General features: G+C 72.6%; 12 protein-coding genes and 1 riboswitch. Of the genes, 3 read left to right on the forward strand and 9 right to left on the reverse strand.

Annotated features, from left to right (window positions below; genetic code table 11):
- Positions 1-62: 62 nt before the first annotated feature.
- Positions 63-2,561, reverse strand: a complete 2,499-nt coding sequence (locus P696_RS0139120) for a mannose-1-phosphate guanyltransferase (RefSeq protein ID WP_026416588.1) — start codon at positions 2,559-2,561, stop codon at positions 63-65.
- A 44-nt stretch (positions 2,562-2,605) separates the two neighbouring features.
- Positions 2,606-3,319 carry a cardiolipin synthase ClsA gene (gene clsA, locus P696_RS51115; RefSeq protein WP_051468843.1) on the reverse strand — a complete coding sequence of 238 codons (714 nt, stop codon included), beginning with the start codon at positions 3,317-3,319 and terminating at the stop codon, positions 2,606-2,608.
- 311 nt (positions 3,320-3,630) lie between these two features.
- On the opposite strand from clsA, the gene P696_RS53435 reads away from it, so the two are divergent.
- The gene (locus P696_RS53435; RefSeq protein WP_051468845.1) at positions 3,631-4,593 is read left to right on the forward strand and encodes an AraC family transcriptional regulator; all 963 of its coding nucleotides are present in this window, start codon (positions 3,631-3,633) and stop codon (positions 4,591-4,593) included.
- A 158-nt stretch (positions 4,594-4,751) separates the two neighbouring features.
- A riboswitch (TPP riboswitch) is annotated at positions 4,752-4,865 on the forward strand.
- A gap of 13 nt (positions 4,866-4,878) precedes the next feature.
- Entirely contained in the window at positions 4,879-6,603 is a 1,725-nt protein-coding gene (thiC, locus tag P696_RS0139135; protein WP_425394185.1) for a phosphomethylpyrimidine synthase ThiC, read from the forward strand.
- Here thiC and senB read toward each other — a convergent pair.
- Together senB and senA are read right to left on the reverse strand one after the other, a co-directional pair.
- The gene (gene senB / locus P696_RS51125) at positions 6,570-7,559 is read right to left on the reverse strand and encodes a selenoneine biosynthesis selenosugar synthase SenB (RefSeq protein ID WP_051468847.1); all 990 of its coding nucleotides are present in this window, start codon (positions 7,557-7,559) and stop codon (positions 6,570-6,572) included. The genes thiC and senB overlap by 34 nt on opposite strands.
- A complete protein-coding gene (gene senA / locus P696_RS0139145) occupies positions 7,556-8,842 on the reverse strand; it encodes a selenoneine synthase SenA (protein WP_051468849.1) in 1,287 nt (428 codons plus the stop codon). Before senA ends, senB begins: the two co-directional genes overlap by 4 nt.
- A gap of 272 nt (positions 8,843-9,114) precedes the next feature.
- Between senA and P696_RS0139150 the strand changes: the two genes are divergently transcribed.
- Positions 9,115-10,851 (forward strand): M64 family metallopeptidase, encoded by a 1,737-nt coding sequence (locus tag P696_RS0139150; RefSeq protein WP_026416591.1) that lies wholly within the window; start codon positions 9,115-9,117, stop codon positions 10,849-10,851.
- Positions 10,852-10,928: 77 nt separating this feature from the next.
- Here P696_RS0139150 and P696_RS0139155 read toward each other — a convergent pair whose 3' ends face one another.
- The 5 genes from P696_RS0139155 to lexA form a co-directional block, all read right to left on the reverse strand.
- The gene (locus P696_RS0139155; protein ID WP_026416592.1) at positions 10,929-11,690 is read right to left on the reverse strand and encodes an ABC transporter permease; all 762 of its coding nucleotides are present in this window, start codon (positions 11,688-11,690) and stop codon (positions 10,929-10,931) included.
- Positions 11,690-12,523 carry an ABC transporter ATP-binding protein gene (locus P696_RS0139160; RefSeq protein WP_026416593.1) on the reverse strand — a complete coding sequence of 278 codons (834 nt, stop codon included), beginning with the start codon at positions 12,521-12,523 and terminating at the stop codon, positions 11,690-11,692. Before P696_RS0139160 ends, P696_RS0139155 begins: the two co-directional genes overlap by 1 nt.
- Before the next feature lie 29 nt (positions 12,524-12,552).
- Positions 12,553-12,984, reverse strand: a complete 432-nt coding sequence (locus P696_RS0139165; RefSeq protein WP_026416594.1) for an SHOCT-like domain-containing protein — start codon at positions 12,982-12,984, stop codon at positions 12,553-12,555.
- A 325-nt stretch (positions 12,985-13,309) separates the two neighbouring features.
- Positions 13,310-14,029: a hypothetical protein gene (locus P696_RS0139170; RefSeq protein WP_026416595.1), complete on the reverse strand. Its 720-nt coding sequence runs from the start codon at positions 14,027-14,029 to the stop codon at positions 13,310-13,312.
- A 113-nt stretch (positions 14,030-14,142) separates the two neighbouring features.
- A complete protein-coding gene (gene lexA, locus P696_RS0139175; RefSeq protein ID WP_245627997.1) occupies positions 14,143-14,814 on the reverse strand; it encodes a transcriptional repressor LexA in 672 nt (223 codons plus the stop codon).
- Positions 14,815-14,876 lie beyond the last annotated feature (62 nt).

The raw sequence follows: 14,876 nt of genomic DNA on the forward strand, positions 1-14,876 counted from the left end.
ACGGGCGGCGGGCCCGGACTATCTCGCCTGCGCGGGCCGGAGGCCGGGGGCTTCTTGGCGTGTCAGGTTCCGGCGCGTTCGACGACCGTGGCCCACTCCTCCAGGAGCTCCTGGGCGGCGTCGGCGTCCGGGCCCTCGGCCCACAGGTGCGTGACGGCCTCGGACGGGTCGGGCAGCACCAGGACCCAGCGGCCGTCGTCCTCCACGACGCGGACGCCGTCGGTGGTGTCGATCGTGCGGCCGTCCGCGGCCTCCACGACCGTCCGCATGACGCTGCCCTTGGCCGCCCACGGCGTCGGCACCGACCGGCGCAGCAGGTGCGCCTCCGGGATGCGGCGGTCGATCTGCGACAGCGTCATCCGGGTCCGCGCGACCAGCCCGACGAGCCGGACGAACGCCGCGATCCCGTCCACGGTCGAGGAGAACTCCGGCATCAGGAACCCGCCCCGGCCGTCCGCGGCGAAGATCACGTCGGGGTCGGCGGCGGCGCGGGTCAGGACGTCCTGCGAGGTGGACACCCACTGCACCCGGACGCCGTGGTACCGGCAGACCTGCTCGGCCACCCGGGTGGTGGTGACCGGCAGCGCGACGTGGCCGCCGCGGCGCTCGGCCGCGACCAGGTCCAGCATCACCAGCAGGGCCCGGTCGTCGCTGATCAGCTCGCCGTTCTCGTCCACCAGCGAGATCCGCTCGCCGACCGGGTCGAACCGGACGCCGAACGCGGCCCGCGACGACGACACGAGCTCGCCGAGCCGCTGCAGGTCGCGCATCCGCTCGGCGACCGTCTCGGTCGGGTTCACCTCGTCCAGCTTGGCGTTGCGGGTCAGCACGTCCACGCCGACCTTGCCGAGCAGCGTCGGCAGCACCAGCGACGCGGTGCCGCCCGCGCAGTCCAGGACGAGCTTCAGCCCGGCCGCGCGGACGCCGGTCCCGTCGACCAGGCGCAGCAGGTCGCGGGTGTAGGTCTCCACGACACGCGCGGGGTAGCTCAGCTCGGCGATCTCGCCGGGGAAGGCCCGCCGGAACTCCTGGCGGCCGTACACCCGGTCCAGCTTGCGCTGCGCGGCCTGGGAGAGGTCCGCGCCGTCCTCGTCCAGGAACAGGATGTCGACGCCCTGCGGGTCACCGGCCGTGGTGCGGATGTAGATGCCGCCGCGGCAGTCCTCGCGGGCGGTCTCGAACCGCGCCAGCGGCAGCGCGCACGCCTCGAGGTCCTGGACGTCGATCGCGGACGCGGTGAGGGCGCTGATCACCGCGCGCTTCAGGGTGCGGGCCGCGCGCGAGGCGTCCCGGCCGGTGACGACCGTGGCGCCCTTCTTCAGCGTGGTCGCGTACGCGCTGGCCAGCCGGACGGCCAGCTCCGGCGTGATCTCGACGTTGATCAGCCCGGACACGCCGCGCGGTCCGAACAGGTTGCGCTGCCCCCGCGACTCCCAGATCACGCTGGTGTTGACGACCGCGCCGGCCTCGACGGTCTTGAACGGGTAGACCTTCACCCCGCTGGACAGGTACGCCTCGGCCTCGATGACGCACTCGTCCCCGACGACCGCGCCCTCCTCGACCCGGCCGCCCGCCATGATGTCGGTGTTCTTGCCGATCACGCAGCCGCGCAGGTTCGCCGACGGCCCGACGAACACGTTGTCGTGGACGACGGCCCGGTGCAGGAACGCGCCCTCCTTCACCACGACGTTGCTGCCGAGGACGGTGAACTCGCGCAGCTCGACCCCGGCCTCGACCTTGGCGTAGTCGCCGATGTACAGCGGGCCCTTCAGGACGGCCTCGGCGTCCACCTCCGCGCCCTCGGCGACGAACACGCCGGGCGACACCTCGAACCCGTCGACGGGCAGATCGACCAGGCCGGACAGCATGTCGGCCTGCGCCTTGAGGTAGCTCTCGTGGGTGCCGACGTCCTCCCAGTAGCAGTCGGCGACGTACCCGAAGAGCGGGGCGCCCTCGGCGAGCAGCCGGGGGAACACGTCCCCGGACCAGTCGACCGGCTCGCCCGCCGCGACGTGGTCGAGCACCTCCGGCTCCATGACGTAGATGCCGGTGTTGACGGTGTCGGAGAACACCTGGCCCCAGGTCGGCTTCTCCAGGAAGCGCTGGACGCGGCCCCGCTCGTCCACGATGATGATCCCGAACTCCAGGGGGTTCGGGACCCGCTTGAGGCCGATCGTGACCAGCGCCCCGTTCTCCTCGTGGAACCGCACCATGTCGGTGAGGTCGATGTCGGTGAGGGCGTCCCCGGAGATCACCAGGAACCGGTCGTCGCGCAGCGCCTCCTCGGCGTTCTTCACGCTGCCCGCGGTGCCGAGCGGCACCTCCTCGGTGGCGTAGCTCAGGCTCATGCCGAGCTCCTCGCCGTCCCCGAAGTAGTTGCGGATCAGCGCGGCGAGGAACTGCACCGTCACCACGGTCTCGTCGAACCCGTGCCGTTTCAGCAGGCGCAGCACGTGCTCCATGATCGGCCGGTTGACCAGCGGGAGCAGGGGCTTGGGCTGGTTGGCGGTCATCGGACGCAGCCGCGTCCCCTCGCCGCCCGCCATGACGACGGCCTTCATCAATTCTCCTCAGGGGTAGAACCGACGGCATCCGGGGGTGGATGTCAACGGGGGGTCTGCGCTCCCTTCTGGTCGCCGGACGCGTCGCGGTCCGGGGTGGGGAGGGGAGGCGCCGCCGCAGGGCCGTCGTGGTCGGACGCGCCGGACGCGTCGGGCCCGTCGTCCTGGTCGGGCGGGGTGGCGCGGGCGAGCTGGACGGTCTGCGCCCAGTACAGGACGGCGGCCCACCAGTAGAGGCCGACGCCCCAGATCGCGAAGGCCCAGCCGCCGACGCGTGCGGTGGTGGCCCACCAGCCGTGGTGGTCGCCGACCAGCAGCAGCGGGAAGGCGTAGAGCAGGCACATCGTGCCCGCCTTGCCGACGAAGTGGACCGGGAGCGTCCCGGCGTACCCGAGCCGCCGCATGATCGGGACGATCGGGGTGATGGCGACCTCGCGGGCCAGCAGGATCACCACGAGCCACACCGGGATCACGTCGCGGACGGTCAGCCCGACGAGCGTGGCGAGGATGTACAGACGGTCGGCGGCCGGGTCGAGGACCGTGCCGAGCTTGCTCGTCTGGTTCAGGGCGCGGGCGAGTTTGCCGTCGAGCCAGTCGGACAGGCCCGCGAACACCAGCACGCCGAGCGCCCACCAGTCCTGGCCCGACAGCACCAGCCACAGGAACAGGGGCACGCCGAGCAGGCGCGCGAAGCTCAGAAGGTTGGGCACCGTCCAGATCCGGCCGGTCACCGGTCCCGTCCCGGTCTCAGCATCCACCGCCGTGCTCGCCTCCCTGTCCCCAATGATCCTGACCCTATCGGTAAGGATGCGAAAGACCCCGGGGGCGTCCGGCAGCCGGAGGCCGGGTGACCGGGGAGGGAACAGAGGCGGGGGACGGCGGGGCGGGACGGGTCCGGCCGGCGGCCCGTTTCCGGCTCCCCCCGCCGCCGGCCGTCCCTGCCCCGCCCCGCCGTCCAGCGAAGCGGACGCGCCGGACCGGGGCAACCGATGCCTTCGCCGTCCGGACAGTGGGTGCGCTGGGCGGACAGGGCGTACGGTGACGGCCCGGAGGTGAGCGGAGGCCCCGCATGGACGCGCGCAGGAACGGCGGTCCGGTCACGCGCAGCGAGCTCGTGACCGGCGACATCGACGAGGCCCACGGCTTTCTGCGCCGGAACTACGTCGGCCACCGGCCCCGGTTCAGCGGGGACCGGGCCGCGTTCCGGTTCCGGGCGGCGACGGCCGTCGAGGGCCGGATCTCGCTCGGCCGGATCACCCACACGCTCGGCACCCGCCTGGTCACCGACCCGCGCGACTTCCTCGTCGTGGTGTGCGTGCTGGACGGCGCGTACGCGGTGGAGGCGGGCCGGAACGAGGCGCGGGCCGTCCGGGGCGGGTTCGTGGCGCTGCCGCCGGGCGGTCCGGCGCACGCCCGCTGGCCCGCGGCGGAGTTCGGCGTGGTCGGCATCACCCGGCCCGCGCTGGCGCGGGCGGCGCAGGAGGTCCTCGGGGCGCCGGTGACGCCGGTGCTCGCCGGGCCGCTGTCCGGGGAGCGGGTGCGGCGGTGGCGCGGTGCCGTCCGGTTCGTGTCGCACGAGCTGCTGGACGAGTCGTCCGGGGCGGCGGGCCCGCTGCTGCGGTCGGAGGCCGTCCGGCTGCTCACGGCGGTGTACCTGACGACGTTCCCGGTGCTGGTCGGGGAGCATTCCGGCGCGGACGGGACGCTCCCGGCGGCGGTGCGCCGGGCCCGCGCGTTCGTGGACGAGCACGCGCACCGGGACATCGGCCTGACCGACATCGCCGAGGCCGCCCGGACGAGCCCCCGCGCGCTGCAGGACGGGTTCCGGCGCGTGCTCGGGACCACGCCGACCGCGTACCTGCGGGAGGCGCGGCTGGACGGGGCGCACCTGGCGCTGCGGGCGGCGGATCCGACGTCCGGGGACACGGTCGCGGCCATCGCGCGGAGCTGGGGGTTCGCGCATCTCGGCCGGTTCGCGGGGGCGTACCGGGAACGGTTCGGCCGGACGCCCCGGGAGACCCTCCACGAGTGACGAAGATCATTCCGAGGCCGGGCCGCAGGAGTGTCAGGAGTGACGGAGATCATCCCTGCGGGCCGGGTCGGGGAGCCGGAAGGTGACGGAGGTCTCGCCGTCCGTACACCGTCGGGCGGGGTTGCGGCAACCGGGGTGGGCCGGGTTACGGTCGGCCCGAGACAGATCGCGGGTGCCCGGCGAACCGGGCTGAGATCGCGGCTGAGACGGCCGCCGACCGCTGGAACCTGACCGGGTAATGCCGGCGTAGGGAGAGATCGGGTCGTCATGAGCGACAACAAGTCCATGGTCACGCGCGCCCACAAGACCTACCTGCAGGGGTCCCTTCCGGACCTGCGGGTGCCGATGCGGGAGGTGCCGCTGACCAACGGTGACCGGGTGGTGCTGTACGACACCTCCGGCCCGTACACCGACCCCGGCTTCACCGCCGACGTCCGGCGCGGGCTGCCCGCGCTGCGCGCCGGGTGGATCGCCGGCCGGGGCGACACCGCCGAGTACGCCGGACGGGCCGTCCGGCCGGAGGACGACGGGCGGCGGTCCGGGGATCCGCTGCGGGACGCGGGGGCGTTCCCGTCGCGCCCGCCGCGTTCGGCCACCGGGGGCGCCGTCACCCAGCGCGCCTACGCGCGGCGCGGCGAGATCACACCGGAGATGGAGTTCGCGGCGCTGCGCGAGGGCGTCGAGCCGGAGTTCGTCCGGGCCGAGCTGGCGGCGGGACGGGCCGTGCTGCCCGCCAACGTCAACCATCCGGAGTCCGAGCCGATGGTGATCGGGCGGAACTTCCTGGTGAAGGTGAACGCCAACATCGGGAACTCGGCGGTCGCGTCGTCCATCGAGGACGAGGTGGAGAAGATGACGTGGGCGACCCGCTGGGGCGCCGACACGATCATGGACCTGTCCACCGGGCGCGACATCCACACCACGCGCGAGTGGATCCTGCGGAACTCGCCCGTCCCGGTCGGGACCGTCCCGCTGTACCAGGCGGTGGAGAAGGTCGGCGGGAACCCGGCCGACCTCACCTACGAGGTGTTCCGGGACACCGTGATCGAGCAGGCCGAGCAGGGCGTGGACTACATGACCGTCCACGCGGGGGTGCTGCTGCCGTACGTGCCGCTGACGGCCCGCCGCAAGACCGGCATCGTGTCGCGCGGCGGCTCGATCATGGCGGCCTGGTGCCTGGCGCACCACGAGGAGAACTTCCTCTACACCCACTTCCGCGAGCTGTGCGAGATCTTCGCGGCCTACGACATCACCTGGTCGCTCGGGGACGGCCTGCGTCCGGGCTCGATCGCCGACGCCAACGACGAGGCCCAGTTCGCCGAGCTGCGGACGCAGGGCGAGCTGACGCGGATCGCCGCCGAGTACGACAACCAGGTCATGAACGAGGGCCCGGGGCACGTCCCGATGCACAAGATCAAGGAGAACGTCGAGCTCCAGCAGGAGTGGTGCGACGGGGCGCCGTTCTACACGCTCGGCCCGCTCACCACCGACATCGCCCCCGGATACGACCACATCACCTCCGCGATCGGCGCGGCGATGATCGGCTGGTACGGGACGGCGATGCTCTGCTACGTCACACCGAAGGAGCACCTGGGACTGCCCGACCGCGACGACGTGAAGGCGGGCGTCATCGCCTACAAGATCGCCGCGCACGCCGCCGACCTGGCCAAGGGGCATCCGGGCGCCCAGGCGTGGGACGACGCGCTGTCCGACGCGCGCTTCGAGTTCCGCTGGGACGACCAGTTCGACCTCTCCCTGGATCCGGAGACGGCGCGGTCCTTCCACGACGAGACGCTCCCTGCGGCGCCCGCCAAGACCGCGCACTTCTGTTCGATGTGCGGGCCGCACTTCTGCTCGATGAAGATCACGCAGGACGTCCGGCGGTACGCGCAGGAGCACGAGCTGGACGACTCGCAGGCCCTGGCCGCCGGGATGCGGGAGAAGGCCGCCGAGTTCCAGGCGTCCGGCGGGCGCGTCTACCTGCCGCTGGCCTCGGACGGCGGACAGTGACCGGTGACCTCGGCCATGAGTTCGGCGAACGCCCGCCGCTCGTTCGCGGGGTCGACCATCGGCGCGAGCGCGCTGACGTGCCGCACCAGGGTGTCGTGGAAGACGGGGTCGCGCTCGGCTCGGTGCAGGGTCTCGGCCAGCGCCGCCGCGTCGCCGGGCGGGTGGTAGCCGGGGTAGTCCTCTCCCAGGAGGCCGACCGAGCCGGGGATCCGGGACGCGACGACCGGAACGCGCGCGGCCAGCGCCTCGGAGATGACGTTCGCGCCGCCTTCGTGAAGTGAGGTGAGCACCAGGACGCGGCTGCGCGCGAGGACGTTCAGCGCGCGGTCGCGTTCCACCGGGCCGATCCAGTCGTAGCGGGGGTTGCGGCCGGTTTCCGCCGCCAGGGCTTCGCCTAGGGCCTCGTCCCGGCCCTCACCGACGTGCGTCACCCGGATGCGGGAGTCGGCGGGCAGCAGCCTCGTCGCCTCCGCCAGGCGCAGCGGATCCTTCACCGGACGGACGTGCGCGAGGAACACCACCTCGAACCGGTCGTCCAGGGGCGGACGCGGCGGGATGGCGGGCACCGACTGCACGATCACGCGCGTCCGCTCCGCGAGCGACGGCCCGACCTGGACGAGCCCGTGCGGCTGCAGGACGATCAGCCGGTCCGCCAGCTCCAGCAGGGAACGGTCCACGCCGGTGGCGTCCAGGTCCGGGTAGAGGTCCGTGCCGGTCAGCGCGATCACGATCGGCGCGCGGGGATGCTCGGCGTGGAACGCGCGCACGGCGTCGGCGCTCTTGCGGGCGTGCAGCGCGAGCAGCGCGGTGTGGTCGCCTGGGCGGTGGCCGTCGGCGATCTCCGTCTCGTGGCCGAGGTCTTCGAGGATCCCCGCCCAGCGGCGCGCGGTCACCCCGTTGCCATGCGTGCAGCCATGCGCGCTGCCGGGCGCGGCCGGGGTGACGATGAGGATCACGGGGAGACCGCGCAGGTACGGAGGCCGCCGAGGATGTCGCGGCGGTCCTGGGGGAAGTAGTTGCGCATCGTGGTGCGGACGAACCGTCCGCGGGTCGCCCAGGAGCCGCCGCGCAGCACCTTGCGCCGTCCGAAGAACTGCTCGGAGTTCTCGGCGTACGCGTCGCGCTCGAAGTTCGGGTAGGCGGTGAAGTCGCTCGCCGTCCACTCCCACACGTTCCCGATCACGTGGCGGCAGCCGGACGGGCCGTCGCCGTCCGCGCAGGTCCCGACGTCCGCCGGGCCGACGCCGCGCCAGTCGGTCGCGGCCCGCTCGGCGGTCGGCGCGTCCTCGCCCCACGGGTAGTCCGCGTGCCCGCCGCCGGTCGCGGCGAACTCCCACTCGGCCTCGGTCGGCAGCCTGCGTCCCGCCCACCGGCAGTAGGCGTCGGCCTCCCACCAGCACACATGGGTCACCGGGACGTCGGGTTCGAGGTCGAGCCAGCGGTCGAAGTGCCGTCGCTGCCAGCCGCCGTCCGCTGTGGGACGCCAGTAGAGCGGGCGCGTCGCGCCCGTGGCCGCCAGCCACGCGCCCTGGTCGCCCCACAAGCGGGTGTCGGTGTAGCCGCCCGCCTCGACGAACGCGGCGAACTCCGCCTGCGTGACGGGCGCCCTGGCGATCGTGAACGGTTCGACCCGGATCTCGTGCGCCCACTTCTCGTTGTCGTAGACGAACGGGTCGGACATGAGGGCGCCGAGGACGAACCGTCCGCCGTCCAGCCGGACGTCGCCGGTCAGCGCTCCCCCGCCCTTCGGGGCCGGTGCGTCGGTCAGGCCCGGCAGCTCCGGCGCCGGGTAGGCGAGACCCTGCCGCGTGTACGTGAACGCCTCGGTGTGCGTGTCGTAGTGGTGGACGGTGTACCGCGCGAAGTGCCGCAGCACGTCCGTCGCGTCCGGGCGGAGGACGCGCTCGGCGACGCGTTCGGCCACCGCGCGCATGTACGCGACGGTCTCCGCGCGGGACGGCAGGGCCAGCCGCCACCGGGTGTCGTGCGGGATCGCGCCGGAGTCGTAGAGGGCGTCGGCGAACGGCAGGATCGGGTCCTCGCCGCAGGCATCGCGCAAAACGAACCTCTCCTGGAACCAGGCCAGGTGCCCGATCTCCCAGAGCAGCGGGTTCACGGTCGGGAGCAGCGGACCGACCATCCGCTCGTCGTCGAGGTCGGCGACCAGCTGGACGGCCCGTTCGCATCCGTCGGCCACCCACCCGGCCAGGACCTCGTCCGTCACCGCCGATGCCCGCATGCCGCCTCCCGGTCGCCGCTGCCGAGCTGTCCCGCCGAGCGTGTCAGCCGTCACCGCCGATGACCAGGTCGGCCGGGGACGGGTCACGGTCTCGGACCGTCCGCCCTGTCGGCCACCTGCGGGTTCGCGGACGTCGCGCGCGGCGGCGCGCGCTCCTCGGCACGCGCGTTTGACCGGTAGTGGTCGCATGATCCACGAATCCCCAGAATCATCCCGTTCTGGGATGGTCCGGGGGTGGTCGCCTCCACCATGATCGACTCAGGAGGTCTGCCATGCTCACACGCGCGGCCGCCGTCGTCACGGCGGCCATCACCCCCCTGTCCCTGGTCGTGGCCGCGGTCCCGGCGCGCGCCGACGAGCCCGCCGCCACGGTCGTCCCCGTCCAGGTCACCGGCGATCCCGCCAAACGGTTCAACCTGGTGGTGCTCGGCGACGGCTACACCGAGGCCGACATGCCGGCGTTCCGGCAGAACGTCGACAAGCACCTGAACGTGCTGTGGAGCATCGAGCCGTACAAGTCGTACCGCAGCTACATCAACGTGTACCGGGTGGAGATCCCGTCGAAGGTGTCGGGCGTCAGCTGCGACCCGGGCGTGAACGACGCCAAGAAGGACACACCGCTCGGCATGTCGTTCTGGAGCGGCTGCCGGGCGGACGGCATCCAGCGGCTGCTCGTCATGAACGACGACGCGGCGAACACCTACGCGGGCCTGGTCAAGGAGGTCCCGGAGGCGAACCGGCAGATCCTCGCGCTGGCCAACAGCACGACCTACGGCGGCGCGGGCGGCACGTACGCGACCGCGTCGGGCGGCAACGCGATGTCCGCGCTGATCTCCCCGCACGAGCTCGGCCACTCGGTCGGCGGGCTGGACGACGAGTACGACTACTACTACCGGGGCGTCCCGGGCGGGCCGTACAGCGGCGGGGAGCCCGACTCCATCCACCACACACTGCTGACCGAGGCGCAGATGCGGCAGGAGCACCGCAAGTGGTGGCGCTGGCTCGGCGAACCCAGTGAGGCGGGCGGGACGATCGGGCGTCACGAGGGCGGCCTGTACTGCAGCACGGGCGTCTGGCGGCCGAGCGAGCACTCGATCATGAAGAGGCTCGGCTACTACTACGACCAGGTCGGCCGCGAGCGGATGACGCAGGCGATCTCGCGGAAGGTCGACCTGATCCAGGGCTCCACGCCCGAGGGCACCGTGGGCGCGGACCGGGTGCTCTGGGTGGAGACCCTGCATCCCGTCGACCACGCGCTGCGGGTCGCCTGGACCGTCGACGGCCGTCCCGTGCGCGCCGGTCACGACCTGGACCTGCGGAGCCTGCGCCTGCGGCCCGGCGCGCACCGCGTGAGCGTCACGGTGGACGACCCGACCGGCTTCATCCGCGACCCCGCGATCCGCGCGTCCTTCGCCAGGACGCGTTCCTGGACGGTCGACACGTCCGTGCGGACGCCGCCGGACGCCACGTCCCCCGGCTTCACCACGACGACGCCGACGGACCGTCCCGTGGGCGCGCGCGGCGTCATCGCCGCCGAGACCACGCACCCGGCGACGTCCGCGCCGCGCGTCGCATGGCGGCTGGACGGACGTCCCGTCCAGGCCGATCGTGACCTGCGCCTGCCGCCGCTTCGTCCGGGGACCCATCACGTCACCGCGACCGTCGGCTCCGAGACGAAGTCGTGGACGGTCGACGCCACGCCGCCGACCGTGACCTCCCAGGCGCAGCAGCCGCCCGCGGGCGACGAGCTGACGCTGAAGCTCACTCCGGCCGACGACCAGCCCGGATACGTGGTCGCGGAGTTCCGCGTGGACGGCGACGGTTGGTACAACTACTACGGCTGGCCGACCGACTCGGCGCGTCCGTTCCTGTTCACCAAGACGGGGACGAACGTCGACGGCCTCGTCTACGGCAAGCTCGCCGCCGGGCGCCACACGATCGAGTACCGCGCCATCGACGCCGCCGGGAACCACGGGACCCCGCGCAGCTTCACCGCCACCCTGCGCTGACCCCCTCGACACGCGAAACGCCCACCCGGCGTCCAGTTCGCACTGGACGCCGGGTGGGGGTTCCGTGAGGAGGCGGGTCAGGCGATCTTGCGGCGGTAGGTGACCGTGGCGAGGCCGTAGGCGACGACGAGGACGCCCACGCACCAGGCGAGGGCCGTCCAGATGTCGTCGCCGACCGGCTTCTGGGCGAACAGCTCGCGGACGGTGTCGACGATGGACGTCACCGGCTGGTGCTCGGCGAAGGCCCGCACCGGGCCGGGCATGGTGCGCGTGGGCACGAACGCCGAGCTGACGAACGGCAGGAAGATGAGCGGGTAGGAGAACCCGCTCGCGCCGTCCGCGGACTTCGCGGTCAGACCGGGGATGACGGCGAGCCAGGTCAGCGTGAGGGTGAGCAGGATCACCAGGCCCGCGACCGCCAGCCAGGCGAGCACCCCCGCCCCCGAGCGGAAGCCCATGAGGAGCGCGACGAGCACGACGACCACGAGCGAGATCACGTTGGCGACCAGCGAGGTCAGCACGTGGGCCCACAGGACCGACGACCGCGCGATCGGCAGGGACTGGAACCGCTCGAAGATGCCGCCCTTCATGTCCAGGAAGAGCCGGAACGCGGTGTAGGAGACGCCCGACGCGATCGTGATGATCAGGATGCCGGGCAGCAGGTAGTCCACGTACCTGCCCGTCCCCTGCTCGATCGCGCCGCCGAAGACGTAGACGAACAGCAGCATGAAGGCGATCGGCATGACCGAGGTGGTGATGATGGTGTCCGGGCTGCGCAGGATGTGACGCAGGGACCGGCCGAGGAGGGCGGCGGTGTCGCCGAGGAATCGGGGGGTCATCACCTGTCCTGAGGGGGCGTGGCGGCGGCGCCGCGTGGGTCGTGGGCGTCCTTGCCGGGGGTGTCCTTGTCGCCGGTGTCGCCGACGATGGCGAAGAAGACGTCCTCGAGGGTCGGCTGCTTCTCGACGTACTCGACCTCGGCGGGCGGGAGCAGTTCCCTCAGCTCGGCGAGGGTGCCGTTCACGATGATCCGGCCCTGGTGCAGGATCGCGATCCGGTCGGCGAGGTGCTCGGCCTCGTCCAGGTACTGCGTGGTGAGCAGGACCGTGGTGCCGCGCCCGGCGAGTTCCCGGACGGCGTCCCAGACCTCGATGCGCGCCTGCGGGTCGAGCCCGGTCGTCGGTTCGTCGAGGAAGATGACCGGCGGGTTCCCGACGAGGCTCATCGCGATGTCGAGGCGGCGGCGCATGCCGCCCGAGTACGTCGCCACCCGCCGCGCCGCCGCGTCGGTGAGCGAGAAGCGGGCGAGCAGGTCGTCCGCGATCCGGCCCGGGTCCTTGAGACGGCGCAGCCGGGCGACCAGGACGAGGTTCTCCCGTCCCGTGAGGATCTCGTCCACGGCCGCGAACTGCCCGGTGAGGCTGATGGACCCGCGGACGTCCGCGCCCTCGGCGGCGACGTCGAAGCCGTTGACGCTCGCCGTCCCGGCGTCGGCCCTGAGCAGCGTGGCCAGGATGTTCACGACCGTGGTCTTGCCCGCGCCGTTCGAGCCGAGCAGGGCGAAGATGCTGCCGCGGGCGACGTCGAAGTCCACGCCGCGCAGCACCTTCAGTTTCTTGTACGCCTTCTCCAGACCCTGGACGCGGATGGCCGGGGCCCGCCCTGCCGTCATCGGAGGATCCTCCTTCTCCCTGGTCGCGGTCATTCGCAGAACACCTGCACCTTGGCGCCGGGGTCGTCGAGGTCGATGCTGACCTCGTCGAGGTGGTCGACGAGCGCCTCGATGTCCTGCGGCCTGAGGTCGGTGAGGTCGATCGGCACGCCCGACCGGCTCAGCGCCGCGTTGGCCCTGGCGAGCGCCGGCGGGGGGACGAGGCTCGCGAGGCGGACCCCGGCCCGCAGCAGCTGGAGCGGGATCCGGATGTTGATCCGGGTCGGCCCGTCCTCGCCCGCGTCGCCCTCCGCCTGCACGACCACGCGCAGGTACCTGAGGCGGGCGTTCGGAGGGGTCGCGGCCCCGGCCGCGGATTCGGGCCGTTCCGGTTCGAGGGCGTCGATCAGCCGCTCGGCCTCGTCCACGGTGACCTTGTCGTCGGCCAGCAGGTGCAGGACCTGCCGGTGCTGTTCGTCCATGTCCGGTTCTCTCCTTGAACGCATCTGACGCTGACGGGCACGACCGCCCTGCCTTGGGCGGTACGCCCGCCACTCATTTGTATCTTGAGTTTTTTAACTCCGCAACGTATAGATCTTGATTTCTCTGATTTGAACTTCAAGATTCTTGGAGGCGCGAGAGTTTTGCCTGCTCAGGGGATCTCCGCCGCCGGGCATGCCAGGGCCGCGTGGGACGGCATGAGGACGCTCCTCCGGGCAGCAAGGAGCCGCGGCCGGTGCGACGGACGTCGGGCCGGACGCGGGATGGGCGCGTGAGCGTCGGGAGAAACCCGCGGTTCGGGGCGGGCTAGGAGCCGGTCAGGGCCTTCGGGGGGCGGGCCACGTCGGGCAGGGGCGGCGCGGGGTGGGCGCGAAGGACGCTCAGGAGCGCGGAGGCCCGGTCGGCGGCGTTCGGGAGGGAGCGGGCGAGGGCGGTGGCCTGCTTCAGGAGGCGGGCGGCGAGGGGCGGGTCGTCCACCGCGGCCTTGGCGATCTCGGCCAGGGCTCCGACGCGGACGACGGGGTTGCCGATGGAGGCCGTCGTCCGCCGGGCCCCGGGCAGGTCTCCGGCGGCGACGGCCGCGACGACGGCGTCCAGGCTCGCCCAGTCCCGGTCGAGGGGATCGTGCTGGTCGTGGACGGCCTCGCGGACCTCGTGCGCCAGCTCCAGGGCACGGTCGGCCCGGTCCGCGGCCACCAGGCCGCGGATGACCGTGAGGAGCAGGCCCGTCCGGACGTGGGGTTCGGGGGCCGCGCGGGCGATGCGCTCCGCGCGCTCGAAGTCGTGCCGGTTCACCGCGTTGCCGAGCAGTTCGTTCTGGACGAGGGAGCGCACGTGGGGGTCGGCGATGTGGGACAGGGCGGCGTCGGCGTGGTCGAGCGAGCCCCCGGCGTCGGCGATCCTCGCGATGTCGGCGTGGGCGATGTCCCGGTAGCGCGCGGAGTCGATCGTCCGGGCGAGCGCACGCGCGCGGGCGAGGTCGCCCCGTACCGCGGTCGTGACGATGAGGTCGTGGCGATCGCTCACTCGGCGGTCAGCCGTCCGCGTGCACTGAGGGGCATGAGGTAAAGGAAACCCCATCCGATGGTCTGCCGCCAGCATCGACGTGCCGATCAGTGTGGCGTCGCGTCGCGCCCCGGTCAGACGCTGCGCAGGACCGAGACCACGACGCCCAGGATGGCGGCGTCGTCGCCGTCGATGACGTCGTAGGCGGGGTTGCGGGGCTCCAGGAGGACGTGGCCGTCGCGGCGGCGGAAGACCTTGACGGTGGCCTCGTCGCCGAGCATCGCCGCGACGATCTGGCCGGAGTGGGCCTCGGGCTGCTGCCGGACGACGACCATGTCGCCGTCGCAGATCGCGGCGTCGACCATCGAGTCGCCGTGAACGCGCAGCGCGAAGACGGTGCCGCGCCCGGCGAACTCGCGGGGCAGGGCGAGGGTGCCCTCGAGGTGCTCCTCGGCGGAGATCGGCGTTCCGGCGGCGATGTGTCCGACGACGGGAACGGTCACCGCGGTGTCGGCGGGGGTGTGGACGCCGGGCTCGCGGAGGAACGTCCGCACGTCGATCGGACGGGACACCGAGGCCGACCGGGTCAGGAAGCCCAGGTCCTCCAGGGCCCGCAGGTGGCGGGAGACCGAGGACGTCGAGCGCAGCCCGACGGCGTCCGCGATCTCGCGGGTGCTCGGCGCGTACCCGTGCCCGACCACCCAGTCACGGATCGTGGCGAGGATGCGCTGCCGCGTCAGGGACAGGGCCGACACGTCCAGGCCCCCGAAACCGTCGAGATCATCGTAGGTGGTCACGTGCGGAATCGTAGAGGGAGCCTCTGACAACCGGCGGGAGCGCGTGTCACGGCGCGCGGCGCGTGTCACGG

The sequence above is a fragment of the Actinomadura oligospora ATCC 43269 genome (genome assembly GCF_000518265.1).
Lineage (GTDB): Bacteria > Actinomycetota > Actinomycetes > Streptosporangiales > Streptosporangiaceae > Spirillospora > Spirillospora oligospora.

Coding starts and splice junctions, on each gene's coding strand:
- P696_RS0139150 (WP_026416591.1), top strand. CDS start 9,115: ATGCTCACACGCGCGGCCGCCGTCGTCACGGCGGCCATCACCCCCCTG.
- P696_RS0139165 (WP_026416594.1), bottom strand. CDS start 12,984: ATGGACGAACAGCACCGGCAGGTCCTGCACCTGCTGGCCGACGACAAG.
- P696_RS0139120 (WP_026416588.1), bottom strand. CDS start 2,561: ATGAAGGCCGTCGTCATGGCGGGCGGCGAGGGGACGCGGCTGCGTCCG.
- P696_RS0139160 (WP_026416593.1), bottom strand. CDS start 12,523: ATGACGGCAGGGCGGGCCCCGGCCATCCGCGTCCAGGGTCTGGAGAAG.
- P696_RS53435 (WP_051468845.1), top strand. CDS start 3,631: ATGGACGCGCGCAGGAACGGCGGTCCGGTCACGCGCAGCGAGCTCGTG.
- senA (WP_051468849.1), bottom strand. CDS start 8,842: ATGCGGGCATCGGCGGTGACGGACGAGGTCCTGGCCGGGTGGGTGGCC.
- thiC (WP_425394185.1), top strand. CDS start 4,879: ATGGTCACGCGCGCCCACAAGACCTACCTGCAGGGGTCCCTTCCGGAC.
- P696_RS0139155 (WP_026416592.1), bottom strand. CDS start 11,690: ATGACCCCCCGATTCCTCGGCGACACCGCCGCCCTCCTCGGCCGGTCC.